This window comes from Pseudomonas glycinae, from assembly GCF_001594225.2.
Taxonomy (GTDB): Bacteria; Pseudomonadota; Gammaproteobacteria; order Pseudomonadales; family Pseudomonadaceae; genus Aquipseudomonas; species Aquipseudomonas glycinae.
Window position 1 is genome coordinate 31,219 of record NZ_CP014205.2, and the last position, 19,082, is coordinate 50,300.

Annotated in this window: 17 protein-coding genes; 12 read left to right on the forward strand and 5 right to left on the reverse strand. The window is 61.8% G+C overall.

Annotation, left to right across the window (positions count from 1 at the left end):
* The first annotated feature begins 63 nt into the window (after positions 1 to 63).
* From AWU82_RS00105 to AWU82_RS00115, 3 genes are read left to right on the forward strand one after another with little or no spacing between them, the layout of a single operon-like run.
* Positions 64 to 774: a fimbria/pilus chaperone family protein gene (locus AWU82_RS00105; protein ID WP_064379355.1), complete on the forward strand. Its 711-nt coding sequence runs from the start codon at positions 64 to 66 to the stop codon at positions 772 to 774.
* On the forward strand, positions 774 to 3,197 hold the full coding sequence (locus AWU82_RS00110) for a fimbria/pilus outer membrane usher protein (protein WP_064379357.1): 2,424 nt from the start codon (positions 774 to 776) through the stop codon (positions 3,195 to 3,197). Before AWU82_RS00105 ends, AWU82_RS00110 begins: the two co-directional genes overlap by 1 nt.
* 13 nt (positions 3,198 to 3,210) lie before the next feature.
* The gene (locus tag AWU82_RS00115) at positions 3,211 to 3,738 is read left to right on the forward strand and encodes a hypothetical protein (RefSeq protein WP_064379359.1); all 528 of its coding nucleotides are present in this window, start codon (positions 3,211 to 3,213) and stop codon (positions 3,736 to 3,738) included.
* On the opposite strand, the gene AWU82_RS00120 is transcribed toward AWU82_RS00115, so the two are convergent.
* Positions 3,735 to 5,156 (reverse strand): aminotransferase-like domain-containing protein, encoded by a 1,422-nt coding sequence (locus AWU82_RS00120; protein ID WP_039765236.1) that lies wholly within the window; start codon positions 5,154 to 5,156, stop codon positions 3,735 to 3,737. The two genes, AWU82_RS00115 and AWU82_RS00120, sit on opposite strands and share 4 nt — an antisense overlap.
* Positions 5,157 to 5,335: 179 nt before the next feature.
* On the opposite strand from AWU82_RS00120, the gene AWU82_RS00125 reads away from it, so the two are divergent.
* Positions 5,336 to 5,581 (forward strand): DUF1127 domain-containing protein, encoded by a 246-nt coding sequence (locus AWU82_RS00125; protein WP_064379361.1) that lies wholly within the window; start codon positions 5,336 to 5,338, stop codon positions 5,579 to 5,581.
* A gap of 107 nt (positions 5,582 to 5,688) precedes the next feature.
* Here the strand turns inward: AWU82_RS00125 and AWU82_RS00130 are convergent, their stop codons facing one another.
* Complete coding sequence (locus AWU82_RS00130; RefSeq protein ID WP_064379363.1) at positions 5,689 to 6,999, reverse strand: NAD(P)/FAD-dependent oxidoreductase; 1,311 nt, start codon at positions 6,997 to 6,999, stop codon at positions 5,689 to 5,691.
* A gap of 145 nt (positions 7,000 to 7,144) precedes the next feature.
* Between AWU82_RS00130 and AWU82_RS00135 the strand changes: the two genes are divergently transcribed.
* Entirely contained in the window at positions 7,145 to 7,498 is a 354-nt protein-coding gene (locus tag AWU82_RS00135; protein WP_064379365.1) for a YkgJ family cysteine cluster protein, read from the forward strand.
* 2 nt (positions 7,499 to 7,500) lie between these two features.
* On the opposite strand, the gene AWU82_RS00140 is transcribed toward AWU82_RS00135, so the two are convergent.
* Complete coding sequence (locus AWU82_RS00140) at positions 7,501 to 7,989, reverse strand: Lrp/AsnC ligand binding domain-containing protein (RefSeq protein ID WP_003177284.1); 489 nt, start codon at positions 7,987 to 7,989, stop codon at positions 7,501 to 7,503.
* 155 nt (positions 7,990 to 8,144) lie between these two features.
* On the opposite strand from AWU82_RS00140, the gene dadA reads away from it, so the two are divergent.
* From dadA to AWU82_RS00170, 6 genes are all read left to right on the forward strand, one after another.
* On the forward strand, positions 8,145 to 9,449 hold the full coding sequence (gene dadA, locus AWU82_RS00145) for a D-amino acid dehydrogenase (protein WP_007954487.1): 1,305 nt from the start codon (positions 8,145 to 8,147) through the stop codon (positions 9,447 to 9,449).
* Complete coding sequence (locus AWU82_RS00150) at positions 9,421 to 9,774, forward strand: RidA family protein (RefSeq protein WP_039765240.1); 354 nt, start codon at positions 9,421 to 9,423, stop codon at positions 9,772 to 9,774. The genes dadA and AWU82_RS00150 overlap by 29 nt, the downstream gene beginning before the upstream one ends.
* 95 nt (positions 9,775 to 9,869) lie before the next feature.
* Positions 9,870 to 10,943, forward strand: coding sequence for an alanine racemase (gene alr, locus AWU82_RS00155; protein WP_064379367.1), 1,074 nt, complete (start codon positions 9,870 to 9,872; stop codon positions 10,941 to 10,943).
* Between the two features lie 88 nt (positions 10,944 to 11,031).
* Positions 11,032 to 11,580, forward strand: a complete 549-nt coding sequence (gene relB, locus AWU82_RS00160) for a type II toxin-antitoxin system RelB family anti-toxin (protein ID WP_003229444.1) — start codon at positions 11,032 to 11,034, stop codon at positions 11,578 to 11,580.
* Between the two features lie 182 nt (positions 11,581 to 11,762).
* A complete protein-coding gene (locus AWU82_RS00165) occupies positions 11,763 to 12,179 on the forward strand; it encodes a c-type cytochrome (RefSeq protein ID WP_039765242.1) in 417 nt (138 codons plus the stop codon).
* 136 nt (positions 12,180 to 12,315) lie between these two features.
* A complete protein-coding gene (locus tag AWU82_RS00170; RefSeq protein WP_064379369.1) occupies positions 12,316 to 14,238 on the forward strand; it encodes an acetyl-CoA hydrolase/transferase C-terminal domain-containing protein in 1,923 nt (640 codons plus the stop codon).
* Positions 14,239 to 14,376: 138 nt separating this feature from the next.
* Here AWU82_RS00170 and AWU82_RS00175 read toward each other — a convergent pair whose 3' ends face one another.
* On the reverse strand, positions 14,377 to 14,949 hold the full coding sequence (locus tag AWU82_RS00175; protein ID WP_003229440.1) for a xanthine phosphoribosyltransferase: 573 nt from the start codon (positions 14,947 to 14,949) through the stop codon (positions 14,377 to 14,379).
* Between the two features lie 57 nt (positions 14,950 to 15,006).
* Complete coding sequence (gene rep / locus AWU82_RS00180; protein ID WP_011336539.1) at positions 15,007 to 17,016, reverse strand: DNA helicase Rep; 2,010 nt, start codon at positions 17,014 to 17,016, stop codon at positions 15,007 to 15,009.
* 264 nt (positions 17,017 to 17,280) lie between these two features.
* On the opposite strand from rep, the gene AWU82_RS00185 reads away from it, so the two are divergent.
* Positions 17,281 to 18,951, forward strand: a complete 1,671-nt coding sequence (locus AWU82_RS00185; RefSeq protein ID WP_064379370.1) for a putative bifunctional diguanylate cyclase/phosphodiesterase — start codon at positions 17,281 to 17,283, stop codon at positions 18,949 to 18,951.
* Positions 18,952 to 19,082 lie beyond the last annotated feature (131 nt).

Sequence of the window (19,082 nt, forward strand, 5' to 3'; positions counted from 1 at the left end):
TGGCACACGCGAGCGCGGTCCGGCATTTGTCGGGCCGCATCCAGGATTTCACGGATTATCCCGATGCTCATTTCTTTCAAGTCTGCTCTCAAGACTGCAGCGCTGTGCCTGTTCGCATGGCTTTCAGTGCCGCTGGCCCACGCCGCCGGAATGGTTCCGCAGACGCCGATACTGTTGGTGGAGGAGGGTATGGGTGAAGCGGTCATGAATGTGCGCAATACCGATACGCGCCCCGCATTGCTGCACACCACCGTCGAGAATATCGAGGACAGCGACGATGTACTGCTGGTCTTTACCCCGCCCATCGCTCGTGTCGAACCGGACGGCATTCAGCAAGTGCGATTCATTCTGCAAAGTCAGCAACCGTTGAAGACTGAACGCCTGAAGCGGGTGATCTTCGAGGGGATCCAGCCGACCAGTGACGCCGCCGGAGCGCGGGTCACCCTCGGTGTCCGTCAGAACCTGCCGGTGATTCTGCGCCCCGCCGGATTGCCGGTGGAGCGCGAGCCCTGGAAACGGCTGACCTGGTCAATAGATGCCGCTGGTGTGCAGGTCGTCAATCCGAGCCCCTATGTGGTTCGGCTGGCGAAAACCATTTTGCCTCTGCCGGGCACCCGCTCGGTTAACCTGCCGAAGACCTACATCTTGCCCGGCGAGCGACTGCACGCCGATTTCCCCTTGCACGCCTCGGCTCAGACGATGGCAGTGAGGATTTTTCCGGCCACCACCTACGGCTTTGCGGTCGACCATTACGATGCACCGGTTACCCGCTGATGAAGGTCTGCGTTCGTTGGGGCGTGTTGCTGCTGGCGGTCAACGGCACCGTGCTGGCGGCCGAGTCACTGGAGTTCGACGCTCAAGTGTTGAGGGATCGCGGCATCGACCCAGCGCTGGCGGTGTACTTTCGTGAGGCGCCGCGCTTCGCCCAAGGCGAGCATTCCGTGGCGCTTGAGGTCAACGGACAGGCCAGAGGCCGTGTGCGGGTGTCGTTCAACGAGCGCGGAGAACTGTGCCTGCAACCCCAATGGCTGAATGCTGCCGGAGTACACCCGCCACCCTCGATGGCCAAGTTGCGACCGGAGCAGTGCACGACGTTGGTGGAGGGATTTCCCGAAGCGGTCGCGCATCTGGATCCGGGACGCGAACGGATTGATCTGCTGGTACCGACCGACCGTCTGATGCTGCCGGAACGTGCGCCCAACAACTTCGCTCATGGCGGAATGGCCGGCGTTTTCAACTACGACGCGTTGATGGTCGGCAGTCAGCACGAAGGCCAACACGACAGGTTTCAAAGCCTGGGCTCAGAGGTCGGCGTGAACGCCGGGGATTGGGTATTGCGCAGTCGGCAGTCTTACACGTCGACCTCCGGCAACTCGCGGTTCGAGCACCTGTATGCCTACGGTGCGCGAACCCTGGAAGACGCCGAAGTCAGTCTGCAGGTCGGGCAATTGAATCTCGCGTCGACCTTGTTTGCCGGTGAACCATTCAACGGTGTGCAGATCCTGCCGGAAGCGGCGTTCGCCCAGTTGCGAACGGCGCAGGACGGTGCGCGGGGGCAGGTGGAGGGTGTCGCGTATTCGCCGGCCCGCATCGAAGTCCGGCAGAACGGCGTGATGATCTACACCACCATGGTGCCGAGTGGACCGTTCACGCTGCGAGCGCTGCCATTGCTGAGCAACCAGATTGATCTGGACGTGACCGTCCACGAACAGGATGGCCAGGCGCGCCGCTTGCGCGTGCCGGCGGCCAGTCTCCACGAAGCGCAATGGGCCGGGCCGAGCGGGTTCAACTTCGCGCTGGGCACGGTGCGACGGCTGGGCTCGGACGACCGACAAACGCCTTCTTTCACGGCGTTCAGCAAGGATTGGGATTGGGGGCAGGCCACCCGACTGACCGCCGGTGTGCTCGCGGCAACCGACTACCTGTCGACAGGCTGGGGCCTGCAACGACAATGGGCCGGCGGCTACGCACTGGGCGTGAAGCAGGTGCTGTCCGATGACCGCTCCAGTGGCGCGGGAGGCAGCCAGACGCAGCTGACGCTGAGTGCGCCGCTGTCCGGGCAGCTGTCGACGAGTCTGGTTGCGGTGCGCCAGAGTCGGAATTTTCGCACGCTGTCAGACACCGGCTGGAATCAGGCGCTTCACCGGGCTGAGTCTCCCGGTCGCGATCACCTGGTGTTTTCTCTCACCGGTTCGGTGGATCAATGGGGCGCGTTTGGAGCGACCTGGTCGCGATATTCGACTCAGGGTGAGCCGTCGCAGTCGCGTCTAGGCCTGTCCTGGTCGCGTACGTTGCCTGAGCGCATCAGCCTGTCGTTGAACCTGGAACGTGCCATCGGCGACACGGCATCTGATCGCCTGGGCAACTCCGCTTACCTGACGCTGGGAATGGCGCTGGGTGGCCAGCGAAGACTGCGCGGCTATTTGCGCCGTGATGATCGATCCGGCGTGCGCCGGGGCGTGGCTGTCAGCGATGTACTGAGTGAAAACCTGGCCTACAACGCCAACGCCGAATACCGCGATGAGACGGCGGCCGGTTACGGAGTACGTTTCACTGCGCTGCCGCGCTACACCAGCCTGGACGTTGGCGTCGGCCAGCGATCCGGCGCGACCGATTACGACGTGGGGCTGCGCGGTGGTGTGGCATTGCATCGCGATGGCGCAACGTTGTCGCCCTATCCCCTGCGCGACACTTTCGGCGTACTCAAGGCCGGTGATCGATCGGGCGTGAAACTGAACACGCCTCAAGGGCCGGTCTGGACCGATGGCTCGGGCCACGCAGTCGCGGCGAGCCTGCCGGCCTGGTCGACGGCACGGCTGGAAGTCGACCCGCTCAGCCTGTCGCGCAACGTTGAAGTGCTCGACGGAGTGAAGGAAGTGCAGCCCGCCCGTGGTTCGGTGCAGCATCTGGACTTCTCGCTCGTCACTGTCCGGCGATTGTTGCTGAATGCGATGACCGTCGACCGGCAATGGCTGGCCAAGGGACTGAGCGTTCACGATGAACAGGGGCGCTACCTGACGACGGTCCAGGACGCCGGAACGATTTTTCTGCCCGACGCAAAAGCGGGTCAGCGCCTGCATGTGCAGCTCCCTGACAACACGCGGTGCGTATTGCGTTTCCCGCTTCCCGAATCCCCTGAAGACAGCGCGCTCATCGAGCGGGTCGATGCCACCTGCGCTCCGGCCGAGCTGTCCTGAACGAGTGCATCTGATGAAATTTCTGCCGGTTTGGATCGTGTTGCCGTGTCTGGTATTTCAACAGGCGTTCAGCGCCGAGACGTGTCAGTCGAGTCTGTCGCCCACGAGCGTGAACCTGGGTAGCGCAACGCGCGCCGACCTGCTGCAACGCAAGGCGCTTGATGGTCGGGGCCCGGGCTTTGGTTTGCGCAGCGTGCACTTGCGGGTGCACTGTCCCGACGTGCGCTTGATGCGCTGGGCATTTGTCGCGCCCCCCGCCGATCCGCAACGTTTCCGTTGGGCGGCGGGCACGTTGCAACTGCGTATCGTGGCTGCTCGTGTCGACGGTGCGGCGGTGCACTGGCGCCTGGACAGCGGCCAACCGGTCGAAGGTGATTTTCTGCGACCGGGCATCCACGTTGTTCCATGGCGGGCGGACGCCGGTATCCAGGGCAGTCTGCTGGAAGTGGAGCTGGAGCTGGATGCGCGGGTCGATGACGCCTCAAGCCGCCCCGTCGATCCGGTGCGGTTTGAAGGTCAGGGCGCCTTTATGGTGGATTAATCGGCCTCGGCCAACAGCTTGATCGCCGCCGCGCCGACCTTGCGCACCGCTTCTTCGATCAGTGCTGTGGGTTTGGCCGCGTAGTTCATGCGCAGGCAATTGCGGTATTTGCCCGAGGCGGAAAAGATGCTGCCGACGGCAATCTGTACGCCCTGATCGTGCAGCGCACGATTCAGTTTCAGCGTATCGAAACCTTCCGGCAGTTCGACCCAGAGCATGAAGCTGCCCTGCGGGCGGCTGGCGCGGGTGCCGGCCGGGAAATAACGGGTCACCCAATCGATCATCACGTCGCGATTGCGCTGGTATTGCGTGCGCATCCGCCGCAAATGCGGTTCGAAGTGCCCGGCCTTGAGAAATTCGGCGATGGCGATCTGCGGTTGCGGTGCCGTGGAGCCAGTGCTGATGTATTTCATGTGCAGCACCCGCTCGAGATAGCGGCCGGGCGCGACCCAGCCAATGCGCAGGCCCGGCGCCAGGGTCTTGGAGAACGAACTGCACAGCAGCACACGGCCGTCTTCGTCGAAGGATTTGATCGTGCGCGGACGTGGGTAGGTGTAGGCCAGTTCGCCATACACATCGTCCTCGATGATCGCCACGTCGAAGCGCTGGGCCAGGTTGAGCAGGGCGCGCTTGCGCGACTCCGGCATGATGTAGCCAAGCGGGTTGTTGCAGTTGGGGGTGAGCTGGATGACCTTGATCGGCCATTGCTCCAGCGCCAGTTCCAGCGCTTCAAGGCTGATCCCGGTGAGCGGATCGGTGGGGATTTCCAGGGCTTTCATGCCCAGCCCCTTGAGGGTCTGCATGGCGCCGTGAAAGCTTGGCGAGTCCACCGCGACGATGTCGCCGGGCTCGCAGATCGCGTGGATGCTGGTGGACAGGGCTTCGTGGCAACCGGTGGTGACCACCAGATCGCTGGCACTCAACTGGCAGCCGGAATCAAGCATCAGCCGGGCGATCTGTTCGCGCAGTTCGAGGGTGCCGTGGATATTGTCGTAATACAGACCGGGCATGTCCTGACGGCGGCTGATACGGGCCAGCCCACGCAGCAGCGGTTTCATCGTGGGTGACGAGATGTCCGGCATGCCGCGACCGAGCTGCACCACGTCCTTGCGCGGCACGGCGCGAATCAGTTCCAGCACCTGATCCCACTGGGAAATTTCCACCGGCCGCTGCGCCGGACGCCCCACCGCCGGCAGTTCCGGCAACTCGCGACCGACCGGCACGAAGTACCCGGACTTGGGTTTCGGCGTGGCCAGGCCGCTGTCTTCCAGCATCCGATAGGCCTGCTGCACCGTGCTCAGGCTGACCCCGTGTTCGACGCTCAGGGCACGCACTGACGGCAGTCGGTCACCTGGGCGGTAGAAGCCTTGTTCGATGCGGGTGCCGAGCAGTTCGGCGAGATTCACATAGAGCGTCATGACACTGCCTCGATGCAGATGATTCGTTAAACCAGTACAGATGCGGCGTAAATCGACAATTCAGTCGCAGAGACAGCAAATCTGTATGGAAATAATACAGATGTGTTGAATCTGTAATGCTTTTGCTCGCCCGCGCATCATGGAATCTCTGGCTACCCAAGTAAACAGGAGCAGCGAAAATGAGCGGCTTGAGCGATGTGCGGCTGACATTACACAGTCAGGAACTGGAGGCAGGGCAACAGGACAATGCGCGCAACGAGAGCATGTGCAACGCACCGTCCGGCCTGAGTCGCTGGGACCTGTTCTGGCATCGTCTGCATACGCGCAAGGCGTTGCTGCGACTGACGCCGGAACAGCTCAAGGACATCGGGCTAACCCGCGAGCAGGCGCTGGAGGAGGGGGTGAAGCCGTTCTGGCGGATTTAGAGGGATCGTTCCCACGCTCTGCGTGGGAACGCCGCCCCGGACGCTCCGCGTCCGCTGTGACGCAGAGCGTCACTGGATGCATTCCCACGCAGAGCGTGGGAACGATCTCAGACCAACTCTTTAAGGCGATGCCACAACATCCCCAACGCCAACAGCGGCGAGCGCAGATGCTTGCCGCCGGGGAAGGTGATGTGTGGCACCTTGGCGAACAGGTCGAAGCCGCCGCTGTGCTGGCCGCTGATGGCTTCGGCCAACAGCTTGCCTGCCAGGTGTGTGGCATTCACGCCGTGGCCGGAATAGGCCTGGGCGTAATACACGTTCGGCTGATCGGCGAGCCGGCCAATCTGCGGCAGACGGTTGGCACCGATGCCGATCATCCCGCCCCACTGATAATCGATCTTCGCTGACGCGAGCTGCGGGAACACTTCAAGCATCTTCGGCCGCATGTACGCGCCGATGTCCTTCGGATCGCGCCCCGAGTAATGGCAGGCGCCGCCGAACAGCAGGCGACGGTCGGCCGAGAGCCTGTAGTAATCGAGCGCCACCCGCTGATCGCAGACCGCCATGTTCTGTGGCAGCAGGGCGTGGGCCTGTTCTTCGCTCAGCGGTTCGGTGGCGATGATGTAGCTGCCGGCCGGCAGTACCTTGCCGCTGAGTTGCGGATTCAGATTGTTGAGATAGGCATTGCAGCCCAGCACCAGGGTCTTCGCCCGCACCGAACCTTGCGCTGTATGCACCCGGACTTCCGGGCCGTAGTCGATGCGAGTGACCGCCGATTGCTCGAACAGCTTCACCCCGAGTCGTTGGGCCGCTGCGGCTTCGCCGAGTGCCAGGTTCAGTGGGTGCAGGTGCCCTGAGCCCATATCGATCAGACCGCCGACATAGCGTTTGGAGCCGACTACGGTGTGCATCTCGTTCGCTTGCAGCAGGCGGGTTTCGTAGCTGTAACCGAGGCTGCGCAGCTCTTCGGCGTCTTCGGCAAAACCTTCAAGGTCGGAAGGTTTGTTGGCGAGGTCGCAGTAACCCCAGGTCAGGTCGCAGGGGATCTGAAATTTCTCGACGCGCTGGCGGACGATTTCCACCGCTTCCAGGCCCATGAGCTTCATCTGACGCACGCCGTCGGTGCCGATCACGTTGGAGAACTGATCGAGGCCGTGACCGACCCCGCGAATCAGTTGCCCGCCGTTGCGACCGCTGGCGCCCCAGCCGATCCGGTGCGCTTCCAGCAACACCACGCTCAAGCCGCGCTCCGCCAGCTCCAGCGCGGTGTTCAGCCCGGAGAAACCGCCGCCGACCACGCACACGTCGGCGATCAGTTCACCTTGCAGCACCGGATGGTCGGGTTGCGGCAGGCTGCTGGCGGCGTAGTAAGAGGCAACGTGGGGTTGGCTCGCGGAGGCGTGGGCGCGGGCATTCATGGGCGTCATCCTGAGCGGGTGTCGAGAAAATTTGACGGAGCATAAGCCGCAGGCACGAGGACGGGCAACATTGGTCGGCCCGTGGTGTCTGGATCACGGCTTTTGCGGCACAATTGCCGCCTATTTCGCTCCGGTTACCGCTGCAATGAGCTGCAACAGTCAGAAAATCCGCACCCTGCGTCAGCAGATTCCCACGTTCGAATGCGTGCCGGGCTGCCATGACTGCTGCGGGCCGGTGACCACCTCACCCGAAGAAATGTCCCGCCTGCCGCGCAAGACCCGCGCCGAGCAGGACGGGGCCATGGAAGAACTCAACTGTGTGCATCTGGGGCCAAATGGCTGCACGGTGTATGACGAGCGGCCGCTGATCTGCCGGTTGTTCGGCACTACCCAAACCTTGCCGTGCCCCAACGGCCGGCGCCCGGTGGAGCTGATTCATCCACGGGTCGAGAAGCAGGTGTTCGAGTACATGGCCGAAAACCGGCAGGTGCTGGTCTGAGCTCAGTCCGGAATCGGCAGGCTCAGGCTCTCTTTCACTTCTTCCATCACGATGTAGCTCTTGGATTCGCGCACGTGCGGCAGCTTGAGCAGGATGTCGCCCAGCAGCTTGCGGTACGAGGCCATCTCGGAAATCCGCGCCTTCACCAGATAGTCGAAATCCCCTGAAACCAGATGGCATTCCAGCACATGGGGCAATTTCAGCACCGCGCGTCGGAACTCTTCGAAAGTATCGCCGGATTTGTAGTCGAGGCTGATCTCGACGAACACCAGCAGACTACCCTTCAAATGCTGGGGATTGAGGCGGGCGTTGTAGCCCATGATGATCCCCTCGCGCTCCAGGCGCCGCACCCGCTCGGTACACGGCGTGGTGGAGAGTCCGACCTTTTCGCCTAGTTCGGTGAATGAAATCCGTCCGTCCGCCTGCAGGATCCGCAAGATGTTGCGGTCGATCTTGTCCAGCTCACGTTTGGTCTGAGTGTTGGTACGCATAGGGGATGCGCCTCCGTGAAAAGGGTTTTTGCCGAGAATTGTCGCCAAATATAGGCGCTTATACAGTGAAAAGCACTGGCAAATCTTTTTTACACTGCGCGCATCATTGCTCTGACAACACACATGCGCGGCACGCCGCGATGAGGGATACAAAAATGCGCGTTATGGTCTTGGGTAGCGGCGTCATCGGTACCGCCAGTGCTTACTATCTGGCCCGTGCCGGGTTTGAAGTGGTGGTGGTCGACCGGCAGCCCGCCGCGGCCATGGAGACCAGTTTCGCCAACGCCGGCCAGGTCTCGCCGGGCTACGCCTCGCCGTGGGCTGCGCCGGGCGTACCCCTCAAAGCCATCAAGTGGCTGCTGCAACGCCACGCGCCGCTGGCAATCAAGGCCACCGCCGACATCGACCAGTACCTGTGGATGGCGCAGATGCTGCGCAACTGCACCGCCAACCGTTACGCGGTGAACAAGGAGCGCATGGTGCGCCTGTCCGAGTACAGCCGCGACTGCCTCGACGAATTGCGCGCCGAGACCGGCATCGCCTACGAGGGCCGCAGCCTTGGCACCACGCAGTTGTTCCGCACCCAGGCACAACTGGATAACGCCGCCAAGGACATCGCCGTACTGAAAGAATCCGGCGTGCCGTTCGAAGTGCTCGACCGCGCCGGCATTGCCCGCGTCGAACCGGCGCTGGCCGGTGTCACCGACATCCTTGCCGGTGCCCTGCGCCTGCCAAACGACCAGACCGGCGACTGCCAGATCTTCACCACCCGCCTCGCTGAAATGGCCACCAAACTCGGTGTGGAATTCCGTTTCGGTCAAGACATCCAGCGCCTCGACTTCGCCGGTGACCGCATCAACGGCGTGTGGATCGACGGCAAGCTGGAAACCGCTGACCGCTACGTGCTGGCCCTCGGCAGCTACTCCCCGCAGCTGCTCAAGCCGCTGGGCATCAAGGCCCCGGTGTATCCGTTGAAGGGCTACTCGCTGACCGTGCCGATCACCAACCCGGCGATGGCTCCGACTTCGACCATTCTTGACGAGACCTACAAGGTTGCGATCACCCGTTTCGACAACCGCATCCGCGTTGGCGGCATGGCGGAGATCGCCGGTTTTGATCTGTCGCTGAACCCGCGTCGGCGCGAAACCCTGGAGATGATCGTCAACGACCTTTATCCTCAGGGCGGCAATCTGGCCGAAGCGAGTTTCTGGACTGGCCTGCGTCCAACTACCCCGGATGGCACGCCGATCGTCGGCGCCACCCCGTTCAAGAACCTGTTCCTGAACACCGGTCACGGCACCCTCGGCTGGACCATGGCGTGCGGCTCCGGTCGCTTGCTGGCTGACCTGATGGCGAAGAAAAAGCCGCAGATCAGCGCCGAAGGCCTCGATATTTCCCGTTATGGCAACACCACCCAGGAGTCCGCAAAGCATGGCAATCCAGCGCCAGCTCACCAATGAGCGCATGAGTCAGATCGTCAGCCACAACGGTACGGTGTATCTGTCCGGGCAGGTCGGCGATGACTTCAACGCCGGTGTCGAACAGCAGACCCGCGACGTCCTCGCCAACATCGAGCGTTTGCTTGATCTGGCCGGTACCGACAAACAGCACCTGCTGTCGGCGACGATCTACCTGAACGACATCGAGGCGCACTTTGCCGGCATGAATTCGGTGTGGGATCAATGGCTGCCCAAAGGCGCCGCCCCGGCCCGTGCCACGGTTGAAGCGAAGATGGCCAAGCCGAGCATCCTGGTCGAAATCTCCATCGTCGCCGCGTTGCCGTAACCCGTTGTAAAGATCCCTCTCCCGGTGCTGTTGGCGGTTCACGCCGTCAGCCAGCGCCGGTTTTTATTCCCATGACCGCCAAGAAGTCTGCTGCCATGCGTCCTGCCCGTGCCCTGATCGACCTTCAAGCCCTGCGTCACAACTACCGTATCGCCCGTGAAGTCACCGGTGCCAAGGCACTGGCGGTGATCAAGGCCGATGCCTACGGCCATGGCGCAGTGCGTTGCGCCCAGGCGCTGGAGGCTGAAGCGGACGGCTTCGCGGTGGCATGCATCGAAGAAGCCCTGGAGCTGCGTGCCGCCGGGATTCTTGCGCCGGTGCTGTTGCTCGAAGGCTTTTTCGAGGCCGATGAGCTGGCGCTGATCGTCGAGCACGACTTCTGGTGCGTGGTGCATTCGCTGTGGCAGCTCGAAGCGATCGAGCAGGCGACGTTGAGCAAACCGATCACCGTGTGGCTGAAGCTCGATTCGGGCATGCACCGGGTCGGCCTGCATCCGAAGGATTACCCAGCGGCTTACCAGCGTTTGCTGGCCAGCGGCAAAGTGGCGAAAGTCGTGCTGATGAGTCACTTCGCCCGGGCCGATGAGTTGCACGAGCAGAGCAGCGCCGATCAGGTTGCAGTGTTCGAAGCTGCGCGTCAGGGCCTGGCGGCCGAAGTCAGCCTGCGCAATTCGCCGGCGGTGCTGGGCTGGCCGCAGATTCACAGCGACTGGGTGCGCCCGGGCATCATGCTGTACGGCGCCACCCCGTTCGAAGAAGCCAACGCTGTGGCCGAGCGCCTGCAACCGGTGATGACCCTGGAGTCGAAAGTCATCAGCGTGCGCGAACTGCCGCCTGGCGAACCGGTGGGTTACGGTGCGAAATTCATCACCGACAAACCGATGCGCATCGGCGTGGTTGCCATGGGTTATGCCGACGGTTACCCGCGTCAGGCACCGACCGGCACCCCGGTGCTGGTGGCCGGCCAGCGCAGCCGCATTCTTGGCCGGGTGTCGATGGACATGCTGTGCATCGACCTGACCGACGTGCCGCAAGCTGGCCTCGGTTCGACCGTCGAGTTGTGGGGCAAGAATATCCTCGCCAGCGACGTGGCGAAGTGGGCGGACACCATTCCGTACCAGATCTTCTGCAACCTGCGACGGGTGCCAAGGCTCTATTCCGAGGGTTGAAGCGCAAGCGGGGCCCAAGTGTTGTAAATACTGAACGCTGTCGCCATGATAACGCTCAATATTTCTACAACATCAGGAGGCTCCAGCCTTGGACGTCGGTGAACGACTGCAATCGATCCGCAAGCTCAAAGGGCTTTCCCAGCGTGAACTCGCCAAGCGCGCGGGCGTCACCAACAGCACCATTTCGATGATCGAAAAGAACAGCGTCAGCCCTTCGATCAGTTCGCTGAGGAAAGTTCTTGGCGGGATTCCCATGTCCATGGTCGAGTTCTTTTCCGAAGAGATCCTGCAGGAAAAACCGACCCAGATCGTCTACAAGGCCAACGAGCTGATCGACATTTCCGACGGCGCCGTGACCATGAAACTGGTCGGCCGCGCGCACCCGAGCCGGGCCATCGCGTTCCTCAATGAAATCTACCCGCCGGGCGCGGATACCGGCGAGGAAATGCTCACCCACGAAGGCGAGGAAACCGGGATTCTGGTGGAAGGGCGCCTGGAGCTGGTGGTGGGCCTTGAAACTTTTATCCTCGAAGCCGGCGACAGCTACTACTTTGAAAGTACCAAGCCGCATCGTTTCCGTAATCCGTTCGATGCACCGGCGCGACTAATCAGCGCAGCCACGCCGGCGAATTTTTAAACAAAGAGGCGCCAGGCCATACCGGCGAAGGCACCCGAAACGTTTTTCCACAGCGCGATATAACCCCTTCGACTTTGGGGTTGTTTCAGTGAAGCGGGCTAACCGCTATACTTGCGCCCGCCTGCGAACCGTGGCCGCAGGCGTGAATAGCCACCATTGAGGGTGAACGCGTGAACCTAATTATGAAAATGCTGGCTGCACCAGCAACCGTACTGGCCCTCTGGGCTGTCAGCGCTCAAGCTGCGACGAATGACGACATTGCCAAACGCCTTGAGCCGGTCGGCCAGGTGTGTGTTCAAGGGCAAGAGTGCAAGGGGATGGAAGTCGCTGCTTCGGCAGGCGGCGGTGGCGGCGCCAAGACGCCGGACGAAGTGATTGCCAAACATTGCAACGCTTGCCACGGCTCCGGCCTGTTGGGCGCGCCGAAAATCGGTGACACCGCAGCCTGGAAAGAGCGCGCCGATCACCAGGGCGGCCTCGACGGCATCCTGGCCAAGGCCATCACCGGCATCAATTCCATGCCGCCGAAAGGCACCTGTGCCGACTGCTCCGATGAAGAGCTGAAGGGCGCCATCCAGAAGATGTCCGGCCTGAAATAAGCCGCGCTTCTGACGAAAAAAACCGTCTTCGGACGGTTTTTTTGTGCCCGCGGTTCAGGTCTGAGGCTGTTCATTGCAGCAAACAACCGGCAATCTCGGTCGTACCTCTATTCACGGAACGGGCAGGAGGCTTCAGATGGTGCAGTTGTGTTCGATCGAACAGGCTGTGGACGACGTGCTGGCGCGGTTGCCGGCGCACATCCACATGGGCCTGCCGCTGGGGCTGGGCAAACCCAATCCCTTCGTCAACGCGCTGTACCGGCGGGTCGCCGGATTGCCCGAACGGCAACTGACGATCTACACCGCCCTGTGCCTCGGCCGCCCGACGCTGGGCGACGGTTTGCAGAAGCGCTTCATCGAGCCCTTCGTCGAGCGGGTGTTCGGTAATTACCCGGAGCTGGAATTCCTTGCCGACCTGCACCGCGACAGCCTGCCGTCCAACATCCGCATCGAGCAATTCTTCATGCAGCCGGGCAGCCTGCTCAACAGCGCGCCGGCCCAGCAGGATTACGTCAGCAGCAACTACAGCCACGCCGCCCGCGACATCAACGCCGCCGGCCTGAACCTGGTGGCGCAGTTGCTTGCCAGCAGCAGCGAACACCCGGATCGTCTGAGCCTCAGTTGCAACCCTGACATCACCCTCGACCTGTTCCCGATGATCGCCAAACGTCGGGCGGCGGGGGAGACCATTCTGCTGGTCGGCCAGGTGCACACCGAGTTGCCGTACATGCCGGGCGACGCCGAAGTCGACATCGATACCTTCGACCTGCTGATCGACGAGAAGGACAGCAGCACACTGTTTTCCACGCCGAACATGCCTGTCGGGTTTCAGGATCACTTCATCGGATTGCACGCCAGTACGTTGGTACGCGATGGCGGCACCTTGCAGATCGGCATCGGTTCGATGGGCGACGCGCTGACCGCCGCATTGCTGGCGCGGCAGGCCGACAACGCCGGTTACCAGGCCTTGCTGGCCGATGTGAACCTCAGCCAGTGGGCGCAGTTGATCGAACGCGAGGGCGGCATCGAGCCCTTCGCCAAAGGCCTGTACGGTTGCAGCGAAATGTTCGTCAACGGTCTGCTGGTGCTGGCCGAGGCCGGGATCATCCGGCGCAAGGTTTACCCGGATGTACAGACTCAGGAGCAGGCCAACGCCGGAATCCTCGACGAGGCGTCGCAAATCGACGGCATTTCAGTGCATGGCGGCTTCTTCCTCGGGCCGCGCAGTTTCTACGAACGCTTGCGCGAGTTACCGCTGAGCAAACGCCTCGAATTCAACATGACCCGCATCAGCTATATCAACGAGCTGTACGGCCAGGAAGAGCTCAAACGCCTGCAGCGTCTGGATGCGCGGTTCATCAACACTGTGTTCACCATGACCCTGCTGGGCGCCGGAGTGGCGGATCAACTGGAAGACGGGCGGGTGCTCAGCGGCGTCGGCGGGCAGTACAACTTCGTTGCCCAGGGGCATGCGCTGCACGATGCGCGCTCCATCCTGCTGCTGCGCAGCTGGCGCGAATCCGGCGGCGATGTCAGCTCGAACATTGTCTGGGAATACGGCCATTGCACGATTCCACGGCACCTGCGCGATATCGTGGTCACCGAGTACGGCATCGCCGATCTGCGCGGCAAGTCGGATGCGGTGGTGATCGAGGCGTTGCTCAATATCAGCGATTCACGCTTCCAGCAGGGCCTGATCGAACAGGCGCAGAAAGTCGGCAAGCTGCCGAAGGATTTCCGTCTCGATCCGCGCTTTACCGACAACACCCCGCAACGCTTGCAGGCGATTGCCGCGCGGCATCCGAATCTGTTTCCGGAGTATCCGCTGGGCTGCGACTTCACTGAGGTCGAGAAGGATCTGTTGCGGGCGCTGAACTGGCTCAAGAGCAAGTTCAAGCTGACGGAGATTCTGGAGTTGGGCAAGGCAGCGCTGGATGCTCCTGAGGCTTCGCTGTATCCCGAGCATCTGGCGCGCATGCAGCTCACTGATCCCGAAGGTCTGAAGGAAGACCTGTTTCAGCGGTTGCTCCTCACCGGCCTGAAGGCCACCGCGCAATAACAAACAACAAAAAAACCTGTGGGAGCGGGCTTGCCCGCGATGGCGGTGTATCACTCAACTAGGATGTTGAAGGATATGGCCCCATCGCTGGCAAGCCAGCTCCCACAGGTATTGCAGTGTGTTTGCGCCTATCAGCGATTACTCGATGAACGTAACCACGCCATCCTTCAGCGACTTCACGCGAGCCAGCGACTCGACGCGGTAACCCTGCGAATCCAGTTCCGCACGGCCGCCCTGGAACGACTTCTCGATCACGATGCCCAGGCCCGCGACGGTGGCGCCGGCCTGTTTGATGATCGAGATCAGCGCCTGGGACGCCTTACCGTTGGCCAGGAAGTCGTCGATGATCAGCACGCGGTCGCTGCTGGTCAGGTGGCGCGGAGAGATGGCCACGGTGCTTTCGGTCTTCTTGGTGAACGAGTAGACGGTCGCCGACAGCAGGTTTTCAGTCAGGGTCAGGGACTGTTGCTTGCGGGCGAAGATCACCGGCACGCCGAGGTTCAGGCCGGTCATGATCGCCGGGGCAATGCCCGACGCTTCGATGGTGACGATCTTGGTGATGCCCGAATCCTTGAACAGCGTGGCGAATTCGTCGCCGATCAGCTTCATCAGGGCCGGGTCGATCTGGTGGTTCAGGAAGGCGTCGACCTTCAGGACCTGGTCGGAAAGCACAATGCCTTGTTCGCGGATTTTCTGGTGCAATGCTTCCATGAAGCTGTCCTCATTTGACGCTTTGTGCGTCGAAGGTCTAGTAAAAAGTGGTCAATTCTAGCGCTTTAACATCGCGCGTATATCAGCCAATGCGCTGTTGCCCCGCACGGCTTTGACTTCGGTCGGTGTGTCGTCGTTGCCTTCCCAGGCCAGGTCGTCCGGCGGCAGTTCATCGAGGAAGCGGCTTGGCGCGCAGTCGATGATCTCGCCGTACTGTTTGCGCTTGGCGGCGAAGGTGAATGCCAGGGTCTGGCGCGCGCGGGTAATGCCCACGTAGGCCAGGCGGCGTTCTTCTTCGATGGTGTCGGCTTCGATGCTGGAGCGGTGCGGGAGGATTTCCTCTTCCATGCCCATGATGAACACGTAAGGGAATTCCAGGCCCTTGGACGCATGCAGGGTCATCATCTGCACGCCTTCGGCGCCTTCTTCCTCTTCCTGCTGACGTTCCAGCATGTCACGCAGAACCAGTTTGCCGATGGCGTCCTCGACGGTCATTTCGCCGTCTTCGTCTTTTTCCAGGGTGTTCTTCAAGGCTTCGATCAGGAACCAGACGTTGCTCATCCGGTAGTCCGCAGCCTTGTCGCTGGAACTGTTGGTGCGCAGCCAGTTCTCGTAGTCGATGTCCATGACCATGCTGCGCAGGGCGGAGATCGGGTCTTCGCCGGCGCACTGCTCACGCACCTTGTCCATGAAGCGCTTGAAGCGCGACAGGCGATCGGTGAAACGGCTGTCCAGATGTTCGCCCAGGCCGAGCTCGTCGGTGGCGGCGTACATCGAGATCTTGCGTTCGGTGGCGTAGTTGCCGAGTTTTTCCAGGGTCGTCGAGCCGATTTCCCGGCGCGGCACGTTGATCACGCGCAGGAAGGCGTTGTCGTCGTCCGGGTTCACGATCAGGCGGAAGTAGGCCATCAGGTCTTTCACTTCCTGACGGCCGAAGAAGCTGTTGCCGCCGCTCAGGCGGTACGGCACCTGATGGTGTTGCAGTTTCAGCTCGATCAGCTTGGCCTGGTAGTTGCCGCGATAGAGGATTGCGAAATCGCTGTACGGGCGGTCGGTGCGCAAATGCAGGCTGAGGATTTCCATGGCCACGCGCTCGGCTTCGGCGTCCTCGTTGCGGCAGCGGATCACGCGGATCTCGTCGCCATGGCCCATCTCACTCCACAGCTGTTTTTCGAATTCGTGCGGGTTGTTCGAGATCAGCACGTTGGCGCAGCGCAGGATGCGGCTGGTGGAGCGGTAGTTCTGCTCGAGCATCACCACTTTCAGGGACGGATAGTCGTCCTTGAGCAGCATCAGGTTTTCCGGCCGCGCGCCGCGCCAGGCGTAGATCGACTGGTCGTCGTCGCCTACCACGGTGAACTGGTTGCGCTTGCCAATGAGCATTTTCACCAGCAGGTACTGGCTGGCGTTGGTGTCCTGGTATTCGTCGACCAGCAGGTAACGCACCTTGTTCTGCCACTTTTCGAGGATGTCGGCGTGCTCTTCGAAGAGCTTCACCGGCAGCAGGATCAGGTCATCGAAGTCCACCGCGTTGAACGCCTTGAGCGTGCGCTGGTAGTGGGTGTAGACGATGGCGGCGGTCTGTTCCTTGGGGTTGCGGGCGTTTTCCAGGGCCTGGGCCGGCAGAATCAGGTCGTTTTTCCAGGCGCCGATCATGTTCTTGATCTCGTCGACGCCGTCGTCGCCTGCGTATTCCTTCTGCATGATGTCGGTCATCAGCGACTTGACGTCGGTTTCGTCGAAGATCGAGAAACCGGGTTTGTAGCCCAGTCGTTCATGTTCCTTGCGGATGATGTTCAGGCCAAGGTTGTGGAAGGTGCAGACCGTCAGCCCGCGTCCTTCACCTGGACGCAGCAGGGTGCCGACCCGCTCTTTCATTTCGCGCGCGGCCTTGTTGGTGAAGGTCATGGCGACGATGTACTGGGCACGGATGCCGCAGTTCTGGATCAAGTGCGCGATCTTGCGCGTGATCACACTGGTCTTGCCGGAGCCAGCACCGGCGAGCACCAATAGAGGGCCGCCGACGTAGTTCACGGCTTCTTGCTGCCGGGGATTGAGTCGGGACATACGAAAATTCGGGAGTCGTTGACGAAATGGGCCGGCATTTTAACAGGCTCAGCGATTTGTGCTGCTCTCTCCGACTTGTGACGCAGCACGCGATTCAAATTTGCCGGTTTTGTTACTTTCACGCAGGATGCGCGGTGATTTTGCGGCTAATGTTCTCATTCGTGACACAAAATAACGTTTTGCTTTCCGTTGTCGTTTGGTCATTGGTTGCCGCAACGGCATAATGCCCGCCGCCCACATCATTGCAGAGTCTAGGGAGTCAGCTTGACTACGCCTGTCGAACCCTTGCGTTTGCTGCTACTGGCCGAAGAGCCAGCGTGGACAGCGTTATTGCGCGAGTGTCTGGCTCCGTTGGGGAGCGCGGCGGTGCTGATCAGCGCGCCGAGCTGGGAGTCGGTCAGCAGTCTGTTCGAAGACAACCGCCACGCGGTGTTATTGACCGTTCCCGCGTTGCAGCCGGCCCCCGGCCGTTGCAGCCTGCCGACGGTATTGCTTCTGGAACACGAGCCGGCGACTGCGCCCGACGGCGTCAGTGACTGGCTGGTACTTGATGCCCTCGATACCGACATGCTTCGACGCTGCCTGCGGCATGTGCGCGAACGCGGCGTGCTGGAAAACACCTTGCAACGCCTGGCCGAACAGGACCCGCTGACCGGCATCGCCAACCGTCAAGGCTTCCAGACCCTGCTCACGGCCCGTCTGGCGGAAAACGACGGTCGCGGCCTCGCCCTCGGGCACCTCGATCTCGACAACTTCCGCCACGCCAATGACGCCCTCGGCCATCAGGCCGGTGATCGCCTGATCCTGCAAGTGGTGGCGCGGCTGAAAAGTCAGCTGGAAGTCGGCGATCAACTGGCGCGCCTGGGCAGTGACGAATTCGCCCTGCTGATCGACACCCGCCGCGCCCCGCAACGGGCCGAATGGATGGCCGAGCGCATCACCGAAGCGCTGGCTGAACCTTACTGGGTCGATGGCGAAAGCCTGTTGATTGGCTCCAGCCTCGGCATCGCCCATGCCCGGGCCCAGGGCGGCGCCGATCCGTTGATGTGGCACGCGCACATCGCCATGCAGCAAGCCAAGAGCACTCAGGGCTGCACCTTTCATATCTTCAACGAGCGAATCAACCGCAACGCGCGGAGCATGGCCGACCTCGAAAGCGAGCTGCGCCGGGCCTTGCGTCGCGATGAGCTGGAGTTGCATTACCAGCCGCGTCTGAACCTGCAGGACGGTCAGATCGTCGGTCTCGAAGCGCTGGTGCGCTGGCGCCACAGTGAGCGCGGTCTGCTGCCACCCAGTGAATTCGTGCCGCTGGCCGAGCAGAGCGGCCTGATCGTTCCGCTGGGTTACTGGGTGATTTCCCGGGCCCTGCGCGACATGCAGGCCCTGCGCGAGCGCGGTCTGCCGGCGCTGCACATGGCGATCAACCTGTCGTTCCGCCAGTTTCAGGACAGCCAGTTGCTGCCGACGCTCAGTCGTCTGATCGCCGAGCGCGGGGTCGAGGCGCAGTGGCTGGAATTCGAACTCACCGAAACCGCCGTGATGCGCCGCAGTGATCTGGTCAAGCAGACCATGGACGCCCTGGGTCGTCTCGGCGTGCGATTTTCGCTGGATGATTTCGGCACCGGATTCTCATCGTTCGTGCACCTCAACAGCCTGCCGATCACCTTGCTGAAGATCGACAAGAGCTTCGTCGGCGGCATGGAGCAACGCGAAGAGAACCGCAAACTGGTGCACGCGATGATCAACCTCGCGCACAACCTGCATCTGGAAGTGGTGGCCGAAGGGGTGGAAACCCGGGAGCAACTGGATCTGTTGCGCGGGTTCGGCTGCGATCAGGTGCAGGGTTACCTGATCAGCAAGCCGTTGCCGTTGACGGAACTGGTTGATTACCTGGTGGCTGATGTCAGTCAGCCGCCGCTGGGTATCGTGGTTTAGCCTCAAATTACTGTGGGAGCGAGCATGCTCGCGATGGCGGAGTATCAGTCGGATTATTAGTCACTGACACACCCTCATCGCGAGCAAGCTCGCTTGTATGTTTACACTTGAAGGGGTGGGAGGGACTAAAA

What these genes read in the sequence shown, in the direction of transcription:
- AWU82_RS00120 (WP_039765236.1), bottom strand. Translation starts at nt 5,156, where the DNA reads ATGACGCTCTATGTGAATCTCGCCGAACTGCTCGGCACCCGCATCGAA.
- AWU82_RS00110 (WP_064379357.1), top strand. Translation starts at nt 774, where the DNA reads ATGAAGGTCTGCGTTCGTTGGGGCGTGTTGCTGCTGGCGGTCAACGGC.
- AWU82_RS00125 (WP_064379361.1), top strand. Translation starts at nt 5,336, where the DNA reads ATGAGCGGCTTGAGCGATGTGCGGCTGACATTACACAGTCAGGAACTG.
- AWU82_RS00165 (WP_039765242.1), top strand. Translation starts at nt 11,763, where the DNA reads ATGAAAATGCTGGCTGCACCAGCAACCGTACTGGCCCTCTGGGCTGTC.
- AWU82_RS00105 (WP_064379355.1), top strand. Translation starts at nt 64, where the DNA reads ATGCTCATTTCTTTCAAGTCTGCTCTCAAGACTGCAGCGCTGTGCCTG.
- rep (WP_011336539.1), bottom strand. Translation starts at nt 17,016, where the DNA reads ATGTCCCGACTCAATCCCCGGCAGCAAGAAGCCGTGAACTACGTCGGC.
- AWU82_RS00135 (WP_064379365.1), top strand. Translation starts at nt 7,145, where the DNA reads ATGAGCTGCAACAGTCAGAAAATCCGCACCCTGCGTCAGCAGATTCCC.
- AWU82_RS00150 (WP_039765240.1), top strand. Translation starts at nt 9,421, where the DNA reads ATGGCAATCCAGCGCCAGCTCACCAATGAGCGCATGAGTCAGATCGTC.
- alr (WP_064379367.1), top strand. Translation starts at nt 9,870, where the DNA reads ATGCGTCCTGCCCGTGCCCTGATCGACCTTCAAGCCCTGCGTCACAAC.
- AWU82_RS00170 (WP_064379369.1), top strand. Translation starts at nt 12,316, where the DNA reads ATGGTGCAGTTGTGTTCGATCGAACAGGCTGTGGACGACGTGCTGGCG.
- AWU82_RS00130 (WP_064379363.1), bottom strand. Translation starts at nt 6,999, where the DNA reads ATGAATGCCCGCGCCCACGCCTCCGCGAGCCAACCCCACGTTGCCTCT.
- AWU82_RS00115 (WP_064379359.1), top strand. Translation starts at nt 3,211, where the DNA reads ATGAAATTTCTGCCGGTTTGGATCGTGTTGCCGTGTCTGGTATTTCAA.
- AWU82_RS00175 (WP_003229440.1), bottom strand. Translation starts at nt 14,949, where the DNA reads ATGGAAGCATTGCACCAGAAAATCCGCGAACAAGGCATTGTGCTTTCC.
- AWU82_RS00140 (WP_003177284.1), bottom strand. Translation starts at nt 7,989, where the DNA reads ATGCGTACCAACACTCAGACCAAACGTGAGCTGGACAAGATCGACCGC.
- dadA (WP_007954487.1), top strand. Translation starts at nt 8,145, where the DNA reads ATGCGCGTTATGGTCTTGGGTAGCGGCGTCATCGGTACCGCCAGTGCT.